The sequence below is a fragment of the Microcoleus sp. S36a_B3 genome (assembly GCF_036700745.1).
GTDB lineage: Bacteria > Cyanobacteriota > Cyanobacteriia > Cyanobacteriales > Microcoleaceae > Microcoleus.
Genome location: NZ_JAUBPN010000003.1, coordinates 97,750 through 112,952, shown reverse-complemented (window position 1 = coordinate 112,952; position 15,203 = coordinate 97,750). Strand labels below are relative to the sequence as shown.

Sequence of the window (15,203 nt, the reverse complement as noted above, 5' to 3'; positions counted from 1 at the left end):
TAAAAAAATCAGTGCAATTAAAAACTAAAGTAGCCGTCAGGCGTGCAACGGGTGGATTTGCTTTAATCGATAGCTTGATCCGCCACGGTGTCAAGCATATTTTCGGTTATCCCGGCGGCGCAATTTTGCCGCTTTACGACGAACTATACCGGGCTGAAGAAACTGGCGCGATCGATCACATTCTGGTGCGCCACGAACAAGGTGCTGCCCACGCCGCCGACGGTTACGCCCGCGCTACCGGAAAAGTTGGGGTTTGTTTCGCGACTTCCGGGCCAGGCGCAACTAACTTGGTGACGGGGATTGCGACGGCCCACATGGATTCTATCCCGATGGTAATTGTGACGGGTCAAGTTGCTCGTCCGGCGATCGGCACTGATGCGTTTCAGGAAACTGATATTTACGGCATTACTCTGCCCATTGTCAAGCATTCCTATGTAGTGCGCGACCCCAGAGACATGGCCCGAATTGTGGCTGAAGCTTTCCACATCGCGAGTACCGGGCGGCCGGGGCCGGTGTTGATTGACGTGCCCAAGGATGTCGGTTTAGAAGAGTTTGAGTATCTGCCGGTGGAACCGGGATCGGTGAGAATTCCGGGCTACCGGCCGACGGTGAAGGGAAATCCCCGGCAAATTAATCAAGCAATTCATTTGCTGAAGGAAGCAAAGCGTCCTTTGCTTTATGTGGGCGGCGGGGCGATCGCAGCCGGGGCCCACGAGGAAATTAAGGAACTCGCCGAGATGTTCCAATTACCTGTCACGACAACGCTGATGGGCAAAGGCGCTTTTGACGAAAAACATCCTTTGTCGGTGAAAATGCTGGGGATGCACGGCACTGCTTACGCTAATTTTGCCGTTACCGAGTGCGATTTGCTGGTGGCTGTCGGAGCTCGGTTTGACGATCGCGTGACGGGCAAATTAGACGAGTTTGCCGCCCGCGCGAAGGTGATTCACATCGATATCGATCCGGCGGAAGTAGGTAAAAATCGCGGCCCGGAGGTGCCGATTGTCGGAGATGTCCGGCAAGTTTTAATCGATTTGCTGCGCCGCTGTCGGGAAACAGGAGTTTCGGGTACTCCCGGACAAACTGCGGAATGGCTGCACAGGATCGATCGCTGGAAACAGGACTATCCGTTAGTTGTGCCTCACTACCCCGACATTTTGTCTCCGCAAGAGGTGATTTGGGAATTGGCTACTCAAGCGCCGGATGCTTACTACACGACGGATGTCGGTCAACATCAAATGTGGTCGGCTCAATTCTTGAACAACGGGCCGCGCCGCTGGATTTCCAGCGCTGGTTTGGGAACGATGGGTTTTGGGCTGCCGGCGGCGATGGGCGCGAAAATGGCGCTACCCAACGAGCAAGTCATTTGTATTGCTGGCGACGCTAGCATCCAAATGAATATTCAAGAGTTGGGAACCTTAGCACAATACGGTATTAATGTCAAGACTGTGATTGTAAATAATGGCTGGCAGGGCATGGTGCGGCAGTGGCAGCAGGCTTTCTACGGCGAGCGTTATTCGTCGTCGAACATGACTGTGGGGATGCCGGATTTTGCGATGCTGGCTGAGGCCTACGGCGTGAAGGGGATGCAGGTTTCGCGGCCGGATGAGTTGGAGGGTGCGATCGCTCAAATGCTCGCTCACGACGGCCCTGTGCTGATGAACGTGAAGGTGACGCGGGACGAAAACTGCTATCCGATGGTTGTTCCGGGCAAAAGTAACGCTCAAATGGTTGGTTTACCGGAACGCAGCACGTTGCCATCTGCAGAGTTGATTTATTGTCCGAGTTGTGGCGCGAAGAATGTGTCGATCAATAAGTTTTGTCCTGAGTGCGGGACAAAAGTTTAAGGAGTTTTGAGTGGGGACTTAGGCAGTGCTTATTAGTTTCAACTTAAGGTCAAACGTACTCACAGACTGCTGTTTATTGCTAAGGCCAGATCCCCCCTAACCCCCCTTAATAAGGGGGGAACCGGAGCGATCTCAAAGTCCCCCTTCTTAAGGGGGATTTAGGGGGATCTGGCTTGGGATAACAGCGAGAGATACAAAGGTTTCAGACTTAAGTTGACACATATCGGCAATGCCGTGTCCTTACCGGGATCTGCTGTTTCACATTTAAAACCATCTGGGCTGGCATCCCATCGAAAGCTTTAATCTATAATCTATAAGCATATTTTATGAGCCAGTGTCTCAACCCTGATTGCCTATTTCAAAACCCGTCTGGCTCTACAAAATTTTGTCAAAAATGTGGGAATAAACTGCTATTGGGCGATCGCTACGGAGCCCAAAAAATTATTGGACAAGGGGGATTTGGGCGCACTTTTCTAGCTATTGACGAGTATAAACCCTCCAAACCTCCCTGCGTTATTAAACAATTCTACCCCCTATTTCAAGGCACTTCAAGTATCCAGAAAGCTGCTGAGTTATTTGCTCTTGAAGCAGTACGCCTAGAACAGTTGGGTAAACATTCTCAAATTCCCGACTTATTAGCATATTTTAGTCAAGATGAACGGCAGTATTTAGTCCAAGAATTCATCGACGGTGAAAATTTAGCCGAAGCACTAGAATCTCAGGGATATTTTAGCGAAACGCAGATTCGCGACTTGCTTAATAATTTATTGCCAGTATTCGAGTTCATTCATTCCCGCCAAGTAATTCACCGGGATATCAAGCCAGAAAATATTATTCTTAGGCAAGATGGGCAACTGGTTTTAGTTGACTTTGGAGCCGCGAAATATGCGACAAAAACGGCTCTAGGGCTAACGGGAACCAGGATCGGGACGGCTGGATATACGGCACCTGAACAAGCCAACGGCAAAGCTATTTATGCGAGTGATATTTATAGTCTGGGTGTCACTTGTCTGTGTCTGTTAACTGAGGTTGAGCCGATTTATTTATTTGATGATAGCGAGTTTGAGTGGGTGTGGCGAGAACACTTAAAAACATCTGTCAGTTCGGAACTGGGTCAGATTTTAGATAAAATGATACAACCTGCTATTAAAAAACGTTATCAATCTGCTACTGAAGTTTTGCAGGCTCTTGCTTCTCAATCACCTCAAGCATCACCTCAAATACCTCCACCGTCAACAGACTCGCTTAAATCAGCGCTGGGTGTTGACTATACTCGTCTGCGGGATTTATTGGCCACAGGGAAGTGGAAAAAGGCGGATCAGGAAACACTCAAAGTGATACTGAAAGCAGCCAGACGGGAGAAGGAAGGTTGGTTAAGTACCAACGACATTGACAAGTTTCCTTGCGATGATTTACGCACGATTGACCAGTTGTGGGTAAAATATAGTCAGGGTCGCTTTGGCTTTAGCGTCCAGAAAGAAATTTGGCTGTCAGTTGGTGGGAAAGTGGATTGGGAGACTGAAAAGAAACTAGGCGATCGCGTAGGTTGGCGAAACAGCCGAAAAAGTTGGTTGAACTACGATGACCTAACCTTTAATTTGCAAGCACCATCAGGCCACCTCCCGTGGGTTCGTTGTTGCGTGCGGGTTGAGTTTGGTTTTGTGAGTTGGTGGGGTTGGTGGGGTTTGGTTTTTTTCTCTCGCATCGAGAACTGTAAGCTGTAATCTCTAACGATTTCAGCCCCCTGTCAAGTCTTTTTTCTCGAACCTTTTTTTACGAAGTTATCGGCTTTTTGTCATTTCAATACCTGCTACTTACGTTAATAATAAATGCCAACAAAAGTCAGAGATATCATTAAACAACTAGAGGCAGACGGTTGGTATCTCGCTAGAACACGAGGGAGTCACCGCCAGTACAAACATCCTACCAAATCCGGTTTAGTTACAGTTCCCGGTAAACTCTCTGACGATTTGGCTCCGGGTACATTCAATAATATTCTCAAACAAGCTCTCTTGAGAGAAGTCAAAGAGCAACAAGAACCTAACGAAGTCGAAACAAATCATCAAGATGAGGATCTCAACTAATGCGTTATGCCATTGTCATTGAAAAAACACCGAATAACTATTCAGCTTACGCACCCGATTTACCCGGATGTGCAGCTACAGGCGCAACCCTTGCAGAAATACAGCAGCAAATTAAAGAAGCGATCGAATTTCACTTAGAAGGATTGCGAGAGGAAGGTTTACCGATTCCCCAACCAACTACGCTTTGTGACTATGTAGAAGCACGATAATCTCAGAAACCCGGTTTCTCGCTGACACACCCTACAACAACTGTCAACTGTCAACTGTCAACTGCTAGAAATGAATCTTTATTTGGGAATAGATTTCGGCACGACGGGCGCTCGATCGACTGTCATAGACTCCCAGGGTACAATCCATTGCGAGACTGAATATACTTTTGCTAACAACGGGCAACAACAGACTGAATTGCCCTCGGTGTGGCAAAATGCGCTGTGGGATTCGATCGAGCAAATTCCCCCAACAATCCGCAATCAGGTAAGGGCGATCGCCATTGACGGCACATCCTCCACTGTCATGCTGTGCAATACCGACGGTATACCAGTATGCGAACCCATTTTATACAATGATGCGCGCGGTGCAGCCGTTACAGAGACGTTGCGGGCGATCGCGCCGGATAACCACACAGTATTAAGCGCAACATCCAGTCTGGCCAAACTCCTGTGGTTGCAAGACTTTCGAGGCTTTACCAGCCCGCTTTATTTCCTGCATCAAGCTGATTGGCTGGCATTTTTGCTGCACGGAAAATTAGGAATTAGCGACTATCACAATGCTTTAAAACTCGGTTTCGATGTTGATACTTTGTGCTATCCCGATTGGCTGATCCAGGGAATTGCGGGCGCTGCAACGCCTAAATTGCCGCACGTTGTCGCACCGGGCACGCCTGTGGGGGAAGTTAAAGATGAAGTGAGGAGTCGCTTCGGATTTCCCCGCGATTGTACAGTTTGTGCTGGCACAACCGATAGCATTGCAGCATTTTTAGCAAGCGGTGTCAATTTACCAGGAGAAGCAGTAACTTCTCTCGGTTCTACTTTAGCCGTCAAACTGTTAAGTCATACCCGCGTAGATGATTCTCGATACGGGATTTACAGCCATAAATTAGGCGATTTGTGGTTGGTTGGAGGCGCTTCTAATACCGGAGGTGCGGTGCTGCGACACTTTTTTACTGATGCTGAATTAGCTAATTATAGCACACAAATTAATCCAGAACAAGAGAGTTTGCTGGATTATTACCCATTGTTGAAAAAGGGCGATCGCTTTCCAATTAATGACCCGAATTTAGCGCCCCGGCTCGAACCGCGTCCCGCTGATTCTGTGGAATTTATGCACGGTTTGCTAGAAAGCATAGCGCGGATTGAAGCGCGGGGATATCAATTATTGCAAGAATTGGGCGCAACTCCTTTGACCAAAGTTTATACGGCTGGCGGCGGGGCGAAAAATTCGGTTTGGAGTGCGATTAGAAAGCGTTATTTGAAAGTGCCTGTTGAAACGCCAATTCATACTGCGGCTGCTTATGGAACGGCGTTATTAGCAATGCGAAGTGCGATCGATTTGAGATTTTAGGATTGAAGAAAGCGACCTCACGGATCGATATGGATGCTGGTAATCTGGATGCTTTTAGTTAGGTTTAAATGTGGTAAATTGGGAGTGCGATCGCTCTTGATTCCAACTCAAATAGAAGGAAGCAAACATTCTGCTATATTGTGTTAAGAATCTAAAAGTTAATAACTTAAACACCTCCTACAGTCCTCTCTTCTGTAAGTTACCAGATAAAAGGAGGCAGAGCCTCCGGATCTGCATTACCAGGCTCTGCCTGGTAACGATCAAACATTCTGATATATTGTGTTAAGTTGTTATCCCTAAAAATTAAGGACAATGGCAAAGCTACCTGATGACATCCTGAACACAATTTTCACATTGCAGCGGCGGCTAGTGGAAATCCTCAACGAAACAACCGCCACAGAATATATATTCATGCAGCAGTTTGGCGAGACAGAAGCGACACTCCCCGAACTAGAATCTCTGGATAATATTAAGGAAAGGTTGAGAACCTCTTACAATCGTTTGTACAGGCTTTTGCAGCAGGTGGCAGAATCTCAACCCGCTGCGACTGCGGATACGTTAAACTTTCTGTATGGCACGATAGAAGACGGAGAGGCCATTGTCGATGCCTCAGCAGCAAGCATTCAAGAAATCAAAATGGATTGGAACTTACGATGAATCAACAACCTAGAATCCCCGACGCTGAAACCAGAAAGCGACACGTTGAAAAGATGCGTGAAGTCTGCCGACAGCTTGACGCTTTCAATTTGAAGTTAGATGAAGCAATTGCTATATTTGAAGCTGACAACCGCCGCCAGCGTCGAGAACGTTTGGCGGGTAAATACAGGCGTGTGGAATCTCAGGTAATCGAATAATAGAAGAAAATCCGGCGGTTGAAACCGCCAGAAAGTCAAACGATGTCCGCCTCTGCGGACTCAAGAAAACAATGTAATTTTTACCGCCATTTTTACCGCCCATTCTTCAACCCCTCAGCTCGGGTTTTACCTGTACAGACGCGGTTGAAACCGCCTGGTTTTTTTGGAGTTTTTTATATTACACTCGCTGCAACTTGGCCGTCCTCGGATCGATGATTTTGCGGCCCAAACCTTTAAACTTAATTGCTAGATTAGTTTTATCGCCCACTCCCAAAACGTGGGTAATTTCTCCAACTCCAAAAGCATGATGAAAAACCCGTTCCCCCGTTTTCCATTCTGATGGAGAACTCCCAGAATCGGCTGCTGAATTATTAGTTTTTCCCTGGGATGCACCAGTTTTGCCTGTCTTAGTTTTCTTCGCACTTCCAGCTAGCAAATGTGTCGGTAATTCGCCCAAGAATAGTGAAGGCGTACAGTGTTCGCGGTATCCTCCCCAGAGGCGGCGTTCGCGAGTGTGGGTGAGAAATAGCAATTCCTGGGCGCGAGTGATGCCGACATAGCACAAACGGCGTTCTTCTTCAACTGCTTTCGGGTCATCTAAACTGCGGAAATTGGGAAATAAACCCTGTTCCATTCCGACTAAAAATACTACGGGGAATTCTAACCCTTTGGCTGAGTGCAGCGTCATCAGCGACACGCGGGAATCGTCTTCTTTCAAATCATCTAAATCGGATGCTAAGGATGCTTTTGCTAAGAATGATGTTAGCGTCGGTTCTTCGTTTTGTTCTTCAAATTGCAGCACTGCGTTGTACAATTCTCTGACGTTTTCGATGCGATTTTCGGCTTCTTCGGTTCCTTGGTTTTTCAAATCGTCAATGTAACCAGAATCTTCGATAATTCCTTGGACAATTTGCGATGCGGGCGTGGTTTCAAGTTTTTGTTGCCAATTACCAATCATGGCGGCAAACTTAATGATAGCTTTTGCCGATCGCCCTGCGAGAGTATTTACAGAAGATTCGTCGCTGAGAATTTCCCACAGCGGAATACCTAATTGAGTTGCAGCATCTTCGATTTTACCAAATGTCGTGTCGCCAATGCCGCGGCGGGGAGTGTTGATGATGCGTTTGAGGCTGACGCTATCGTCGGGATTGGCGATCGTCCGCAGGTATGCTAGGATATCTTTGATTTCTTTGCGATCGTAAAACTTCAGGCCGCCGACAATATTGTAGGGAATATCCAAGTACATTAACGCTTCTTCAAAGGAGCGAGATTGGGCGTTGGTGCGGTAGAGAATCGCAAAGTTGCTGCCGTGTTCGTATTCGGAATTTTGGCGCTTCAGGGACTGAATTTGCCCCGCTACAAATTGCGCTTCATCTATTTCGTTGTCGGCGCGCCATACCACAATCGGAGCTCCGGGTTCGCGAGTCGGGCGCAGAACTTTCTCGATGCGTTCGGTATTGTGTTCGATCAAGTGGTTGGCGGCTTGCAGGATGTTTTCGCGCGATCGATAATTTTCCTCTAATTTGACCATCGTCTGAGTTTTTTCGTCCGACAAGCCATCGCCGAAATCCTCTTGAAATTCCAGCAAAATGGTATAATCAGCCATCCGAAAACTGTAAATAGATTGATCCACATCGCCCACCACAAAAATCGAGCGATTTTGCCATTTATCAAACTCTTTCGGGTCGCTGTTATTTGTCACCAACATCCGAATCAAATCGTATTGAGTGCGGTTGGTATCCTGATATTCGTCAACTAAAATATGTCGGAATTTGTGATGCCAATAACTTAAAACTTGCTCGTTTTGGCGTAAAAGTTTAACCGGAACTAGAATTAAATCGTCAAAATCTAAGCCATTGTTGGCGGCTAAAGCATCTTGATAACGGCTGTAAACATCCGCAATTACCCGCCCTCGGTAATCCGGTTCTGCTGCGAGGAATTCTTGAGGCGACCAACCTTGATTTTTAGCGTTGCTGATGGCATATCGGACTTTGCGCGGGTCAAATTTCTTATCGTCTAAATTGAGGACTTTGGTAACAATTTGTTTGACGAGACTTTGAGCATCTGACTCGTCAAAAATTGAAAAATTCTTCTTCCACTGGCGGCCTTTTTCGTCTTGATACTTCTCAATGTCGTAGCGGAGAATTCGGCCGCACAGAGAGTGAAAGGTTCCCATCCAAATCTGTTTGGTAATTCTCTGGTAAATTTGCGATCGCAATCTGGTTTGCACATCCGGCGCTAAATCTGCCAAAGGTTTCCCATATTCCGCTTCAGCTTGCTGAGTAGCCAGCAATTTCTCAATTCTTTCTTTCATCTCCCTGGCGGCTTTATTTGTAAATGTCACCGCCAGAATATTTTCTGGATCAACTCTATGGGTGCGAACTAAGTTAGCAACTCGGTAAGTTAGAGCTCGCGTTTTGCCGGAACCAGCGCCCGCTACTACTAACAGCGGCCCGTTATAATGGGCGACTGCTTGGCGCTGAGATGGGTTGAGGTGGCTGAGGAAATCAGTGGTTTGAGTCATAGCTAGATAGTTAGTTGTTGGATTTTTTTAAGAGATAAATAATACTTAGTATGTGATAAGCAGAAGGAAGAGGGAAGAAGGAAGAAGGAAGAAGGAAGAAGAGATACACAGCAAGCCTTTGAGGGTTTCGTATTTTACGTTTGATGAAATGAATTCATTTACTCCGAGTTTGTTTAAGGTAATGAGCGATCGCCCTACAATATAATATCATGAAGATCCGACGGCGGTTGAAACCCCCAGAAAGTCAAACGATATCCGCCTCCGCGGACGAAGAGAGAATAAGGTAAAACATAATTTTCACCGCCTATTATTCAACCTGCGGAGGCGGGTTTTGTCTCTATAGCCGCGGTTTCAACGGTCCGGATTTCTAACGTTTCAATATTTGTTTGAGCAAAATTGCTGCTAATATTCCCAAGCCAATCCAAATAACAATAATTATAGCAGCCGCAGCCAGATTTATCGGTTTTTCTCGCTCTATTTCAGCAGCGGCTTTTTCCCGACACTCGGCTAAAACCTGTGGGGGAATCATCTTCAGTACCAGCCAAATTCCCAAAGGTACAATTATCAAATCGTCCAAGTAGCCGAGAATTGGTATGAAATCGGGTATTAAGTCGATCGGGCTAAAAGCATAGGCCACCGTAAGGCCAGCTAAAATTCTGGCGTACCCAGGTACTCTCTGGTCTGTACTGGCTAAATAAACGGCGTAAGTCTCTTTTTTAAGTCGGCGGGCAGCTTGTTTTAAGGATTGCATATAGTAATAACTAATGAGTAATAACTAATGAGTAATGAGTAATGAGTAATGACCAATGACTAATGACCAATGACTAATATTTTTTTTAGTTGCCAAAAATGTAACAAGCCGGATATCTAGGAATTTCAGTGGCAAAGTAAAATATAGCATCTGTTGTATGTGAGGATAATCAAAGTTATGAATTCAAATTTGCGGCGCGGTACTAGAAATAATTTCCGCAGTCTGTTAACAGCGTTGTGTTTAACGTTAACTTTCGTGAGTTTTGTGAGGTTAGATCCGGCGGTTGCTCAAGAACAGCGGCTCAGAACGTTGACTGTTACCGGGCGAGGTGTGGAAGCGATTCCTACAACTAAAACCCAAGTGCGGCTGGGTGTTGAGGTGCAGGGGAAAACGGCGACTGCGGTGCAGCAGGAAGCGGCCAGGCGATCGTCCGCTGTGGTAGAGTTGCTGCGATCGCGCCAAGTAGAAAAACTCGAAACTGCCGGCATTACCCTCAGCCCGAATTACAGCTACGAAAACAACCAGCAGCGGCTGACAGGGTATACTGCTACTAATACCGTCAGTTTTCAGATTAATACTGAATCTGCAGGCACTTTGCTCGACGATGCGGTGACAGCCGGAGCAACGCGCATTCAAGGTGTGAGTTTTGTGGCCGCCGAAAGCGCGATCGAACAAGGTCAAAAACAAGCACTCAAAAAAGCCACTCAAGACGCTCAATCGCAAGCGGATGCAGTCTTGAGCGCGCTCAACCTCAAGCGCGGCGAGATTCAGGGAATTCAAGTCAACGGTGCGATCGCGCCAGCTCCCGTGTACCGCCAATTTGCTGCTAAGGCTGATGCTAATGCTGCAACGCCTGTGGTGGGAGGGGAACAGCAGATTGAAGCTTCTGTGACTTTGCAAATTGGATATTGATTGCAGCCTGCATTCTAAATGAACGTAAAATGCAATATCTGTTAGATACCCGACTTCTTGAAAAAGTCGGGTATCTGAGTGTTTGATGGTTTTATGTTTGTCTGCTGGTTGTCAAAGCAAATATCTTAAATATCTGACAGTCATACCAATTACGGTTGCACTCAAACATGATTTTTGACTGTTGACTGTTGACTCGATGTCAAAAAAACTGAATGGTTGAGTGTTAAATGTTGACTCGATTTTATGATTCCGATGCAACCGGAAGCGATATAACATGATAAAATTAAATCATAAAATATGAAAGCAATTTTTTATGACGCGATTTATTCACGATCGCTTTGCCAAAGACTTGTTGACAGAACTGCTGTCTCCCATCGGAACGGTGAATATCGGGCATGATGTTACTGCAGAAGTCCGAGAAATCGATGTTTATTTCATTCCCAGCACTGTAATTCCCGAATACTCAGCAACTTTAGGATTGTTGGGAAAAATGGCTGATACGGCGGCAATTTTTGAACCGTTTCGCAATGCAGCAACTGTCGGCGAAGTCATTAGCTGTATGAGTAAGTTATGGGATTTGCGAGGTGAATTGGAGCGGCAAGCCAGAAGAGAAAATACTCGCTACGACGATGCTAAGCTGCCCTTATTGTGGATTTTGACACCTACAGCGTCGAAAGCACTGCTGGAGGGTTTTGGTGCGGTACCCAAGCCGGATGATTGGCTCGATGGCATTTATTTTTTGCCGAGGCATTTGAAATCGGCAATGGTGGTGATTCATCAATTGCCCGAAACTCCCGAAACGTTGTGGTTGAGGATTTTAGGCAAAGGAAAAGTGCAGCAAAGGGCGATCGCCGAACTGAGCTCTTTAGCAACCGACGATCCGTTACGGATTATCGCGCTAGAATTGCTGTATCAGTTGCAGTCAAACTTAGTAACCGATACCGAACAAGAGTTACAGCCAGAAGAGCGGGAGTTAATTATGGCGATCCCATCACTTTTTAGAGAACAGTTAGAAGCCGCACAACAACAAGGAATTGAACAAGGATTAGAACAAGGCAGACAAACACAACAGCGCTTAATTTTAGAGAATTTCCTGCAAGTGCGATTTGGAGAAGTTAACTCGAAAATGACAGCTTTTTTATCTCCAATATCAAAGTTGCCCGCTGCGGAATTTACAGTGCTGTTGCTGGCAATATCCATGCTAACCGTCGATGAAGCAGGAAGACAACAAGCGGTGAGATTATTAGCAGAAAATGTTTTGAGAATGCGCCAAAGTGAATTGGAGGATATTCTGCCTGCTGCCCTTACCAACTTACTAGCAATGCCTGTCGATGAATTGACATTGTTTGTAGAACAATTGCCTCAGTTATCGGCTGATGAAGTGAGAGCAAGGTTGGAATAAAAACCGCGATAACATTTGTTCGGGCAGTCATAAAGTCTACCCGAATTTCCCGCCATCCCGTGCAAGTCATCCGAAAAATCTATTTCGATCGCGCCCATCCCACTCTCCAACCCCGCCCCCAACAACCCCCACAACTTCCAATTACTGCCGGATCGGATCTCGAAGTACCCGATATCGACTACAGTAAACACAAAATATTATTGGCGGTGATTTGAGTGATTGAGAGTTTAGCAACAGGAATCGCAGCAGCAGGTTCGCTGCTAGCATTGGGCGGATTGGGCCTAGAGTTGAACTATCGCCGGACTGGGAGTGCAAATAAACTAGAACTTACAGCCGGAGAATGGCACTTAGCCATAAACGAACCCAATCGCTATTTTTTAGTCGGGGAAATGGAATTCCGCAACCTGACACAGCGGTTCGAGGTGATGTTGCCGGAAGTGCGCGCACAGGTGAAACTGCTGTCAGACGCAAGTTTGGATGGCGTGACTTTCCAGACAAAAGTGATTCCTTGCCACAAAGACGCAAAAGCCCGATCGGACGATTACTGGTTCGGCTATATTGTTAAAGCCCAACAAAACACCAAAATTAAAGTCTCTGTAGACATTCAAGGGCAAGATTTAACCAAATTGCAGTCAGCTTGGGTGCAAATACATTTCGTCACCTACGGCCCAGGCGGGCGCATCCCCAAAGTCCGCAACGTAGTAGTCCCGCTGCAATTTCCCAACTCGGACACCGTACCCGTCGCCCGCAATGTCGGAGTTGCCGAAGTTTTGCCGATTCGCACCCACATACTGGCAGAACTAGACGATCCCGTCGAAATTGTCAAGCGCTACGTGCTGCCGCGCGCCCAGAAAGGTGATATTGTCGCCCTTGCAGAAACTCCCCTAGCTTTGATGCAGGGACGCTACCACCACCCCAGCGAAGTTAAACCCGGATGGGTAGCAAAGCGAGTTTGCTTGTTTTTCTTGCCGATGTCGAGTTTGGCCACAGCTTGCGGAATGCAAACTTTGGTGGATGTAGTTGGGCCTTGGCGCGTAGTCGCAGCATTTGCGATCGGCTCTGTAGCTAAAATATTGGGTAAACCGGGAGTCTTTTACCAGTTAGCAGGGGAACAAGCAAGGCTAATCGACGACGTTACCGGGACTTTGCCTCCCTTCGACCAATTTATTGTGCTTGGCCCGGACAATCCGCAGCAAGTTGTAGAACAAATTCAGCGAGAAACTGGACTTGCGGCGGCGATCGTAGACGCTAATGACTTGAAAGCAGTTAAGATATTAGCAGCGACCTCCGATTTATCGGTAACATTTTTAGAGCAAGCCTTGCGAAGCAACCCCGCCGGGAATGCTGACGAACGAACACCGGTCGTATTGATTCGACCTCTGCCACAGAAATCTTGATTTTAAAACTGAAAATTAAAAATTCAAATTAAAAATTAAAAAAAGATGATTTGAAATTTTTAATTTTCGCTCGATCGAGAAAGGGAGAAGCATCAAAAGTTTTTAGTTCGCGGACCCACGGGCTGCCAGAAACCTGGTTTTTAAAAGCGTTTCCTTCGCAGTAACCCACAGAAAGAGTAAAAAACCCGGTTTCTTTGTAGGCGATGGCGTCCCCGAACAGGTTCTAAGTTTTGAACGCAAAATTAACGCATTCAAAACTCAAAACTTCCCTAACTTTTCCCCTTTCTGAAATTTTATTTAAAAACTTCCATTCCCCACTTTCGTGCTATGACTTCATTTACCTCTCAAAACCAAAACCAGGTTGTGATTCGCCCGTTTCAGTACCGCGACATCGAGGCGATGGAACAACTGTGCGCGGAAACAGCCGAACAACCAGAAAAACGCAAGGGTGCAAGCTGCGACTTGGTACTAGGTAAAAAATTGCAGCAGATTCGTCGCTGGTACGGACTGCTAAAGCTGTTTAGCTTGTTTCCCAACCCTTGTCAGTCTTTGTTTCGGGCCCACGTTGCTGAAGAACAGGGGAAAGTTAAGGGCATCATTCAGATTTCTCCTTTCAACCGCACCCGCAGCACTTGGCGGATCGATCGCATCGGAGTAGACCCAGAAGCCCGCAGCAAAGGCATTGGTTCCATGCTGCTGCGGTACTGCTTTGAGGCAGTCTGGGAGGCGCGGACGTGGCTGCTGGAGGTGAATGTCGGCGACACAACTTCCCTAGCTTTGTACCGGCAGAACGGGTTTCAGCCGTTGGCCCAGATGACTTACTGGACGATCGCCCCAGAACGCCTGCAAGAAATGGCAAACTCAACGCCAGATTTGCCCAACCTGCTGCCGGTCAGCAACGCGGACGCTCAATTGCTATATCAACTCGATACCGCATCGATGCCGCCCTTGGTGCGCCAAGTATTCGATCGGCACATTCAAGACTTCAAAACCAGTTTTTTCGGCGCTTTAGTCGAAGGTGCCAGACAGTGGCTGGCGAAAACAGAAGTAGTCAGCGGTTACGTGTTTGAACCGCAGCGGAAAGCCGCGATCGGCTATTTTCAGGTGCAGCTATCCCGCAACGGCGAAGCGCCACACGTCGCCCAGTTGACCGTACACCCGGCCTACACTTGGCTGTACCCGGAACTGCTATCCCAGATGGCGCGACTCGTTCAAGACTTCCCCGTTCAAAGCCTGCAACTAGCTTCCGCCGACTATCAACCGGAACGCGAAGCTTATTTAGAGCAATTTGGAGCCGTGCGCGTGGAACACAGCTTGCTGATGTCTCGATCGGTATGGCACAAACTGCGCGAATCAAAGTTAGTCTCCCTCGAAGGACTCCAACTATCAGAAATGTTGCAGAGCTTCCAACCAACTCGCAAACCAGTACCGGGTCGGATGTCCTGGCTAGGCCCGATGGCTGGGGAAGCCGCAGCAGGGCCCGCGTCCTCAGAGATTAAACCGTTTTTGTCGGACTCAGGAAACGGTCAAGCCGATCGAATTAACCCCTCGAACAGCCAAAATTCCGAATCAGCAGCAACAGATGCCAACAGCATTTTGCCTCTGAATTTGCCGGAATTGCCTCCAGACGGCGGCTCGCTAGGAGAACTCAATTCTTAACAATTGAAAGCAGAAGGTAGCAGGTAGAAAGCAGAAAAGAATAGAATTAATCATTCAACAAATTACTTTTTTTCTGTCATATTTACAGGAATTTCCTTTTGCTTTTGATTGATGCCAACTTAATATTGCCTATTATCTTCTTGCTTTCTTCTGTTATTCCTTCGCGTTCTTTGCGTCTTCGCGGTTCGTTAAATAAAATTGTATCCGCCCAAA

At 47.0% G+C, this 15,203-nt stretch carries 14 protein-coding genes; 12 read left to right on the top strand and 2 right to left on the bottom strand.

Translation table 11 applies throughout. From position 1 onward, the window contains the following. The first annotated feature begins 11 nt into the window (after nucleotides 1–11). From ilvB to QUA01_RS04370, 7 genes are all read left to right on the top strand, one after another. A complete protein-coding gene (gene ilvB / locus QUA01_RS04400) occupies nucleotides 12–1,847 on the top strand; it encodes a biosynthetic-type acetolactate synthase large subunit (protein WP_333087131.1) in 1,836 nt (611 codons plus the stop codon). 326 nt (nucleotides 1,848–2,173) lie between these two features. Then, nucleotides 2,174–3,571 (top strand): serine/threonine-protein kinase, encoded by a 1,398-nt coding sequence (locus QUA01_RS04395; protein WP_333087130.1) that lies wholly within the window; start codon nucleotides 2,174–2,176, stop codon nucleotides 3,569–3,571. Nucleotides 3,572–3,676: 105 nt separating this feature from the next. Next, nucleotides 3,677–3,931: a type II toxin-antitoxin system HicA family toxin gene (locus QUA01_RS04390; protein WP_333087129.1), complete on the top strand. Its 255-nt coding sequence runs from the start codon at nucleotides 3,677–3,679 to the stop codon at nucleotides 3,929–3,931. Next, nucleotides 3,931–4,140, top strand: coding sequence for a type II toxin-antitoxin system HicB family antitoxin (locus tag QUA01_RS04385; protein WP_333087128.1), 210 nt, complete (start codon nucleotides 3,931–3,933; stop codon nucleotides 4,138–4,140). Before QUA01_RS04390 ends, QUA01_RS04385 begins: the two co-directional genes overlap by 1 nt. A gap of 70 nt (nucleotides 4,141–4,210) precedes the next feature. After that, a complete protein-coding gene (locus QUA01_RS04380; RefSeq protein WP_333087127.1) occupies nucleotides 4,211–5,491 on the top strand; it encodes an FGGY-family carbohydrate kinase in 1,281 nt (426 codons plus the stop codon). Between the two features lie 312 nt (nucleotides 5,492–5,803). Then, entirely contained in the window at nucleotides 5,804–6,148 is a 345-nt protein-coding gene (locus QUA01_RS04375) for a hypothetical protein (protein ID WP_106146328.1), read from the top strand. After that, nucleotides 6,145–6,345: a hypothetical protein gene (locus QUA01_RS04370; protein ID WP_106146329.1), complete on the top strand. Its 201-nt coding sequence runs from the start codon at nucleotides 6,145–6,147 to the stop codon at nucleotides 6,343–6,345. Before QUA01_RS04375 ends, QUA01_RS04370 begins: the two co-directional genes overlap by 4 nt. A 178-nt stretch (nucleotides 6,346–6,523) precedes the next feature. On the opposite strand, the gene pcrA is transcribed toward QUA01_RS04370, so the two are convergent. Next, nucleotides 6,524–8,869 carry a DNA helicase PcrA gene (gene pcrA, locus QUA01_RS04365; protein WP_333087125.1) on the bottom strand — a complete coding sequence of 782 codons (2,346 nt, stop codon included), beginning with the start codon at nucleotides 8,867–8,869 and terminating at the stop codon, nucleotides 6,524–6,526. A 52-nt stretch (nucleotides 8,870–8,921) separates the two neighbouring features. Here pcrA and QUA01_RS04360 point away from each other — a divergent pair, with 52 nt between their 5' ends. Further along, nucleotides 8,922–9,074, top strand: coding sequence for a hypothetical protein (locus tag QUA01_RS04360; RefSeq protein WP_333087124.1), 153 nt, complete (start codon nucleotides 8,922–8,924; stop codon nucleotides 9,072–9,074). A 162-nt stretch (nucleotides 9,075–9,236) separates the two neighbouring features. Here QUA01_RS04360 and QUA01_RS04355 read toward each other — a convergent pair whose 3' ends face one another. Beyond that, nucleotides 9,237–9,620, bottom strand: a complete 384-nt coding sequence (locus QUA01_RS04355; protein ID WP_333087123.1) for a YkvA family protein — start codon at nucleotides 9,618–9,620, stop codon at nucleotides 9,237–9,239. Nucleotides 9,621–9,797: 177 nt separating this feature from the next. Between QUA01_RS04355 and QUA01_RS04350 the strand changes: the two genes are divergently transcribed. The 4 genes from QUA01_RS04350 to QUA01_RS04335 all read left to right on the top strand — a co-directional run bounded on the left by QUA01_RS04350 (nucleotide 9,798) and on the right by QUA01_RS04335 (nucleotide 14,990). Beyond that, entirely contained in the window at nucleotides 9,798–10,532 is a 735-nt protein-coding gene (locus QUA01_RS04350; protein WP_333087122.1) for an SIMPL domain-containing protein, read from the top strand. 313 nt (nucleotides 10,533–10,845) lie between these two features. Next, the gene (locus QUA01_RS04345) at nucleotides 10,846–11,934 is read left to right on the top strand and encodes a flagellar assembly protein H (RefSeq protein WP_333087121.1); all 1,089 of its coding nucleotides are present in this window, start codon (nucleotides 10,846–10,848) and stop codon (nucleotides 11,932–11,934) included. A gap of 215 nt (nucleotides 11,935–12,149) precedes the next feature. Next, complete coding sequence (locus QUA01_RS04340; protein ID WP_333087119.1) at nucleotides 12,150–13,331, top strand: F420-0:Gamma-glutamyl ligase; 1,182 nt, start codon at nucleotides 12,150–12,152, stop codon at nucleotides 13,329–13,331. A gap of 327 nt (nucleotides 13,332–13,658) precedes the next feature. After that, nucleotides 13,659–14,990 carry a GNAT family N-acetyltransferase gene (locus tag QUA01_RS04335; RefSeq protein ID WP_333087117.1) on the top strand — a complete coding sequence of 444 codons (1,332 nt, stop codon included), beginning with the start codon at nucleotides 13,659–13,661 and terminating at the stop codon, nucleotides 14,988–14,990. The last annotated feature ends 213 nt before the right edge of the window (nucleotides 14,991–15,203 follow it).

Excerpts from the sequence above, each read along its gene's own strand:
- QUA01_RS04390 (WP_333087129.1), top strand. The coding sequence starts at position 3,677 with ATGCCAACAAAAGTCAGAGATATCATTAAACAACTAGAGGCAGACGGT.
- QUA01_RS04380 (WP_333087127.1), top strand. The coding sequence starts at position 4,211 with ATGAATCTTTATTTGGGAATAGATTTCGGCACGACGGGCGCTCGATCG.
- QUA01_RS04395 (WP_333087130.1), top strand. The coding sequence starts at position 2,174 with ATGAGCCAGTGTCTCAACCCTGATTGCCTATTTCAAAACCCGTCTGGC.
- QUA01_RS04350 (WP_333087122.1), top strand. The coding sequence starts at position 9,798 with ATGAATTCAAATTTGCGGCGCGGTACTAGAAATAATTTCCGCAGTCTG.
- QUA01_RS04355 (WP_333087123.1), bottom strand. The coding sequence starts at position 9,620 with ATGCAATCCTTAAAACAAGCTGCCCGCCGACTTAAAAAAGAGACTTAC.
- QUA01_RS04385 (WP_333087128.1), top strand. The coding sequence starts at position 3,931 with ATGCGTTATGCCATTGTCATTGAAAAAACACCGAATAACTATTCAGCT.
- QUA01_RS04335 (WP_333087117.1), top strand. The coding sequence starts at position 13,659 with ATGACTTCATTTACCTCTCAAAACCAAAACCAGGTTGTGATTCGCCCG.
- QUA01_RS04345 (WP_333087121.1), top strand. The coding sequence starts at position 10,846 with ATGACGCGATTTATTCACGATCGCTTTGCCAAAGACTTGTTGACAGAA.
- QUA01_RS04370 (WP_106146329.1), top strand. The coding sequence starts at position 6,145 with ATGAATCAACAACCTAGAATCCCCGACGCTGAAACCAGAAAGCGACAC.
- QUA01_RS04375 (WP_106146328.1), top strand. The coding sequence starts at position 5,804 with ATGGCAAAGCTACCTGATGACATCCTGAACACAATTTTCACATTGCAG.
- pcrA (WP_333087125.1), bottom strand. The coding sequence starts at position 8,869 with ATGACTCAAACCACTGATTTCCTCAGCCACCTCAACCCATCTCAGCGC.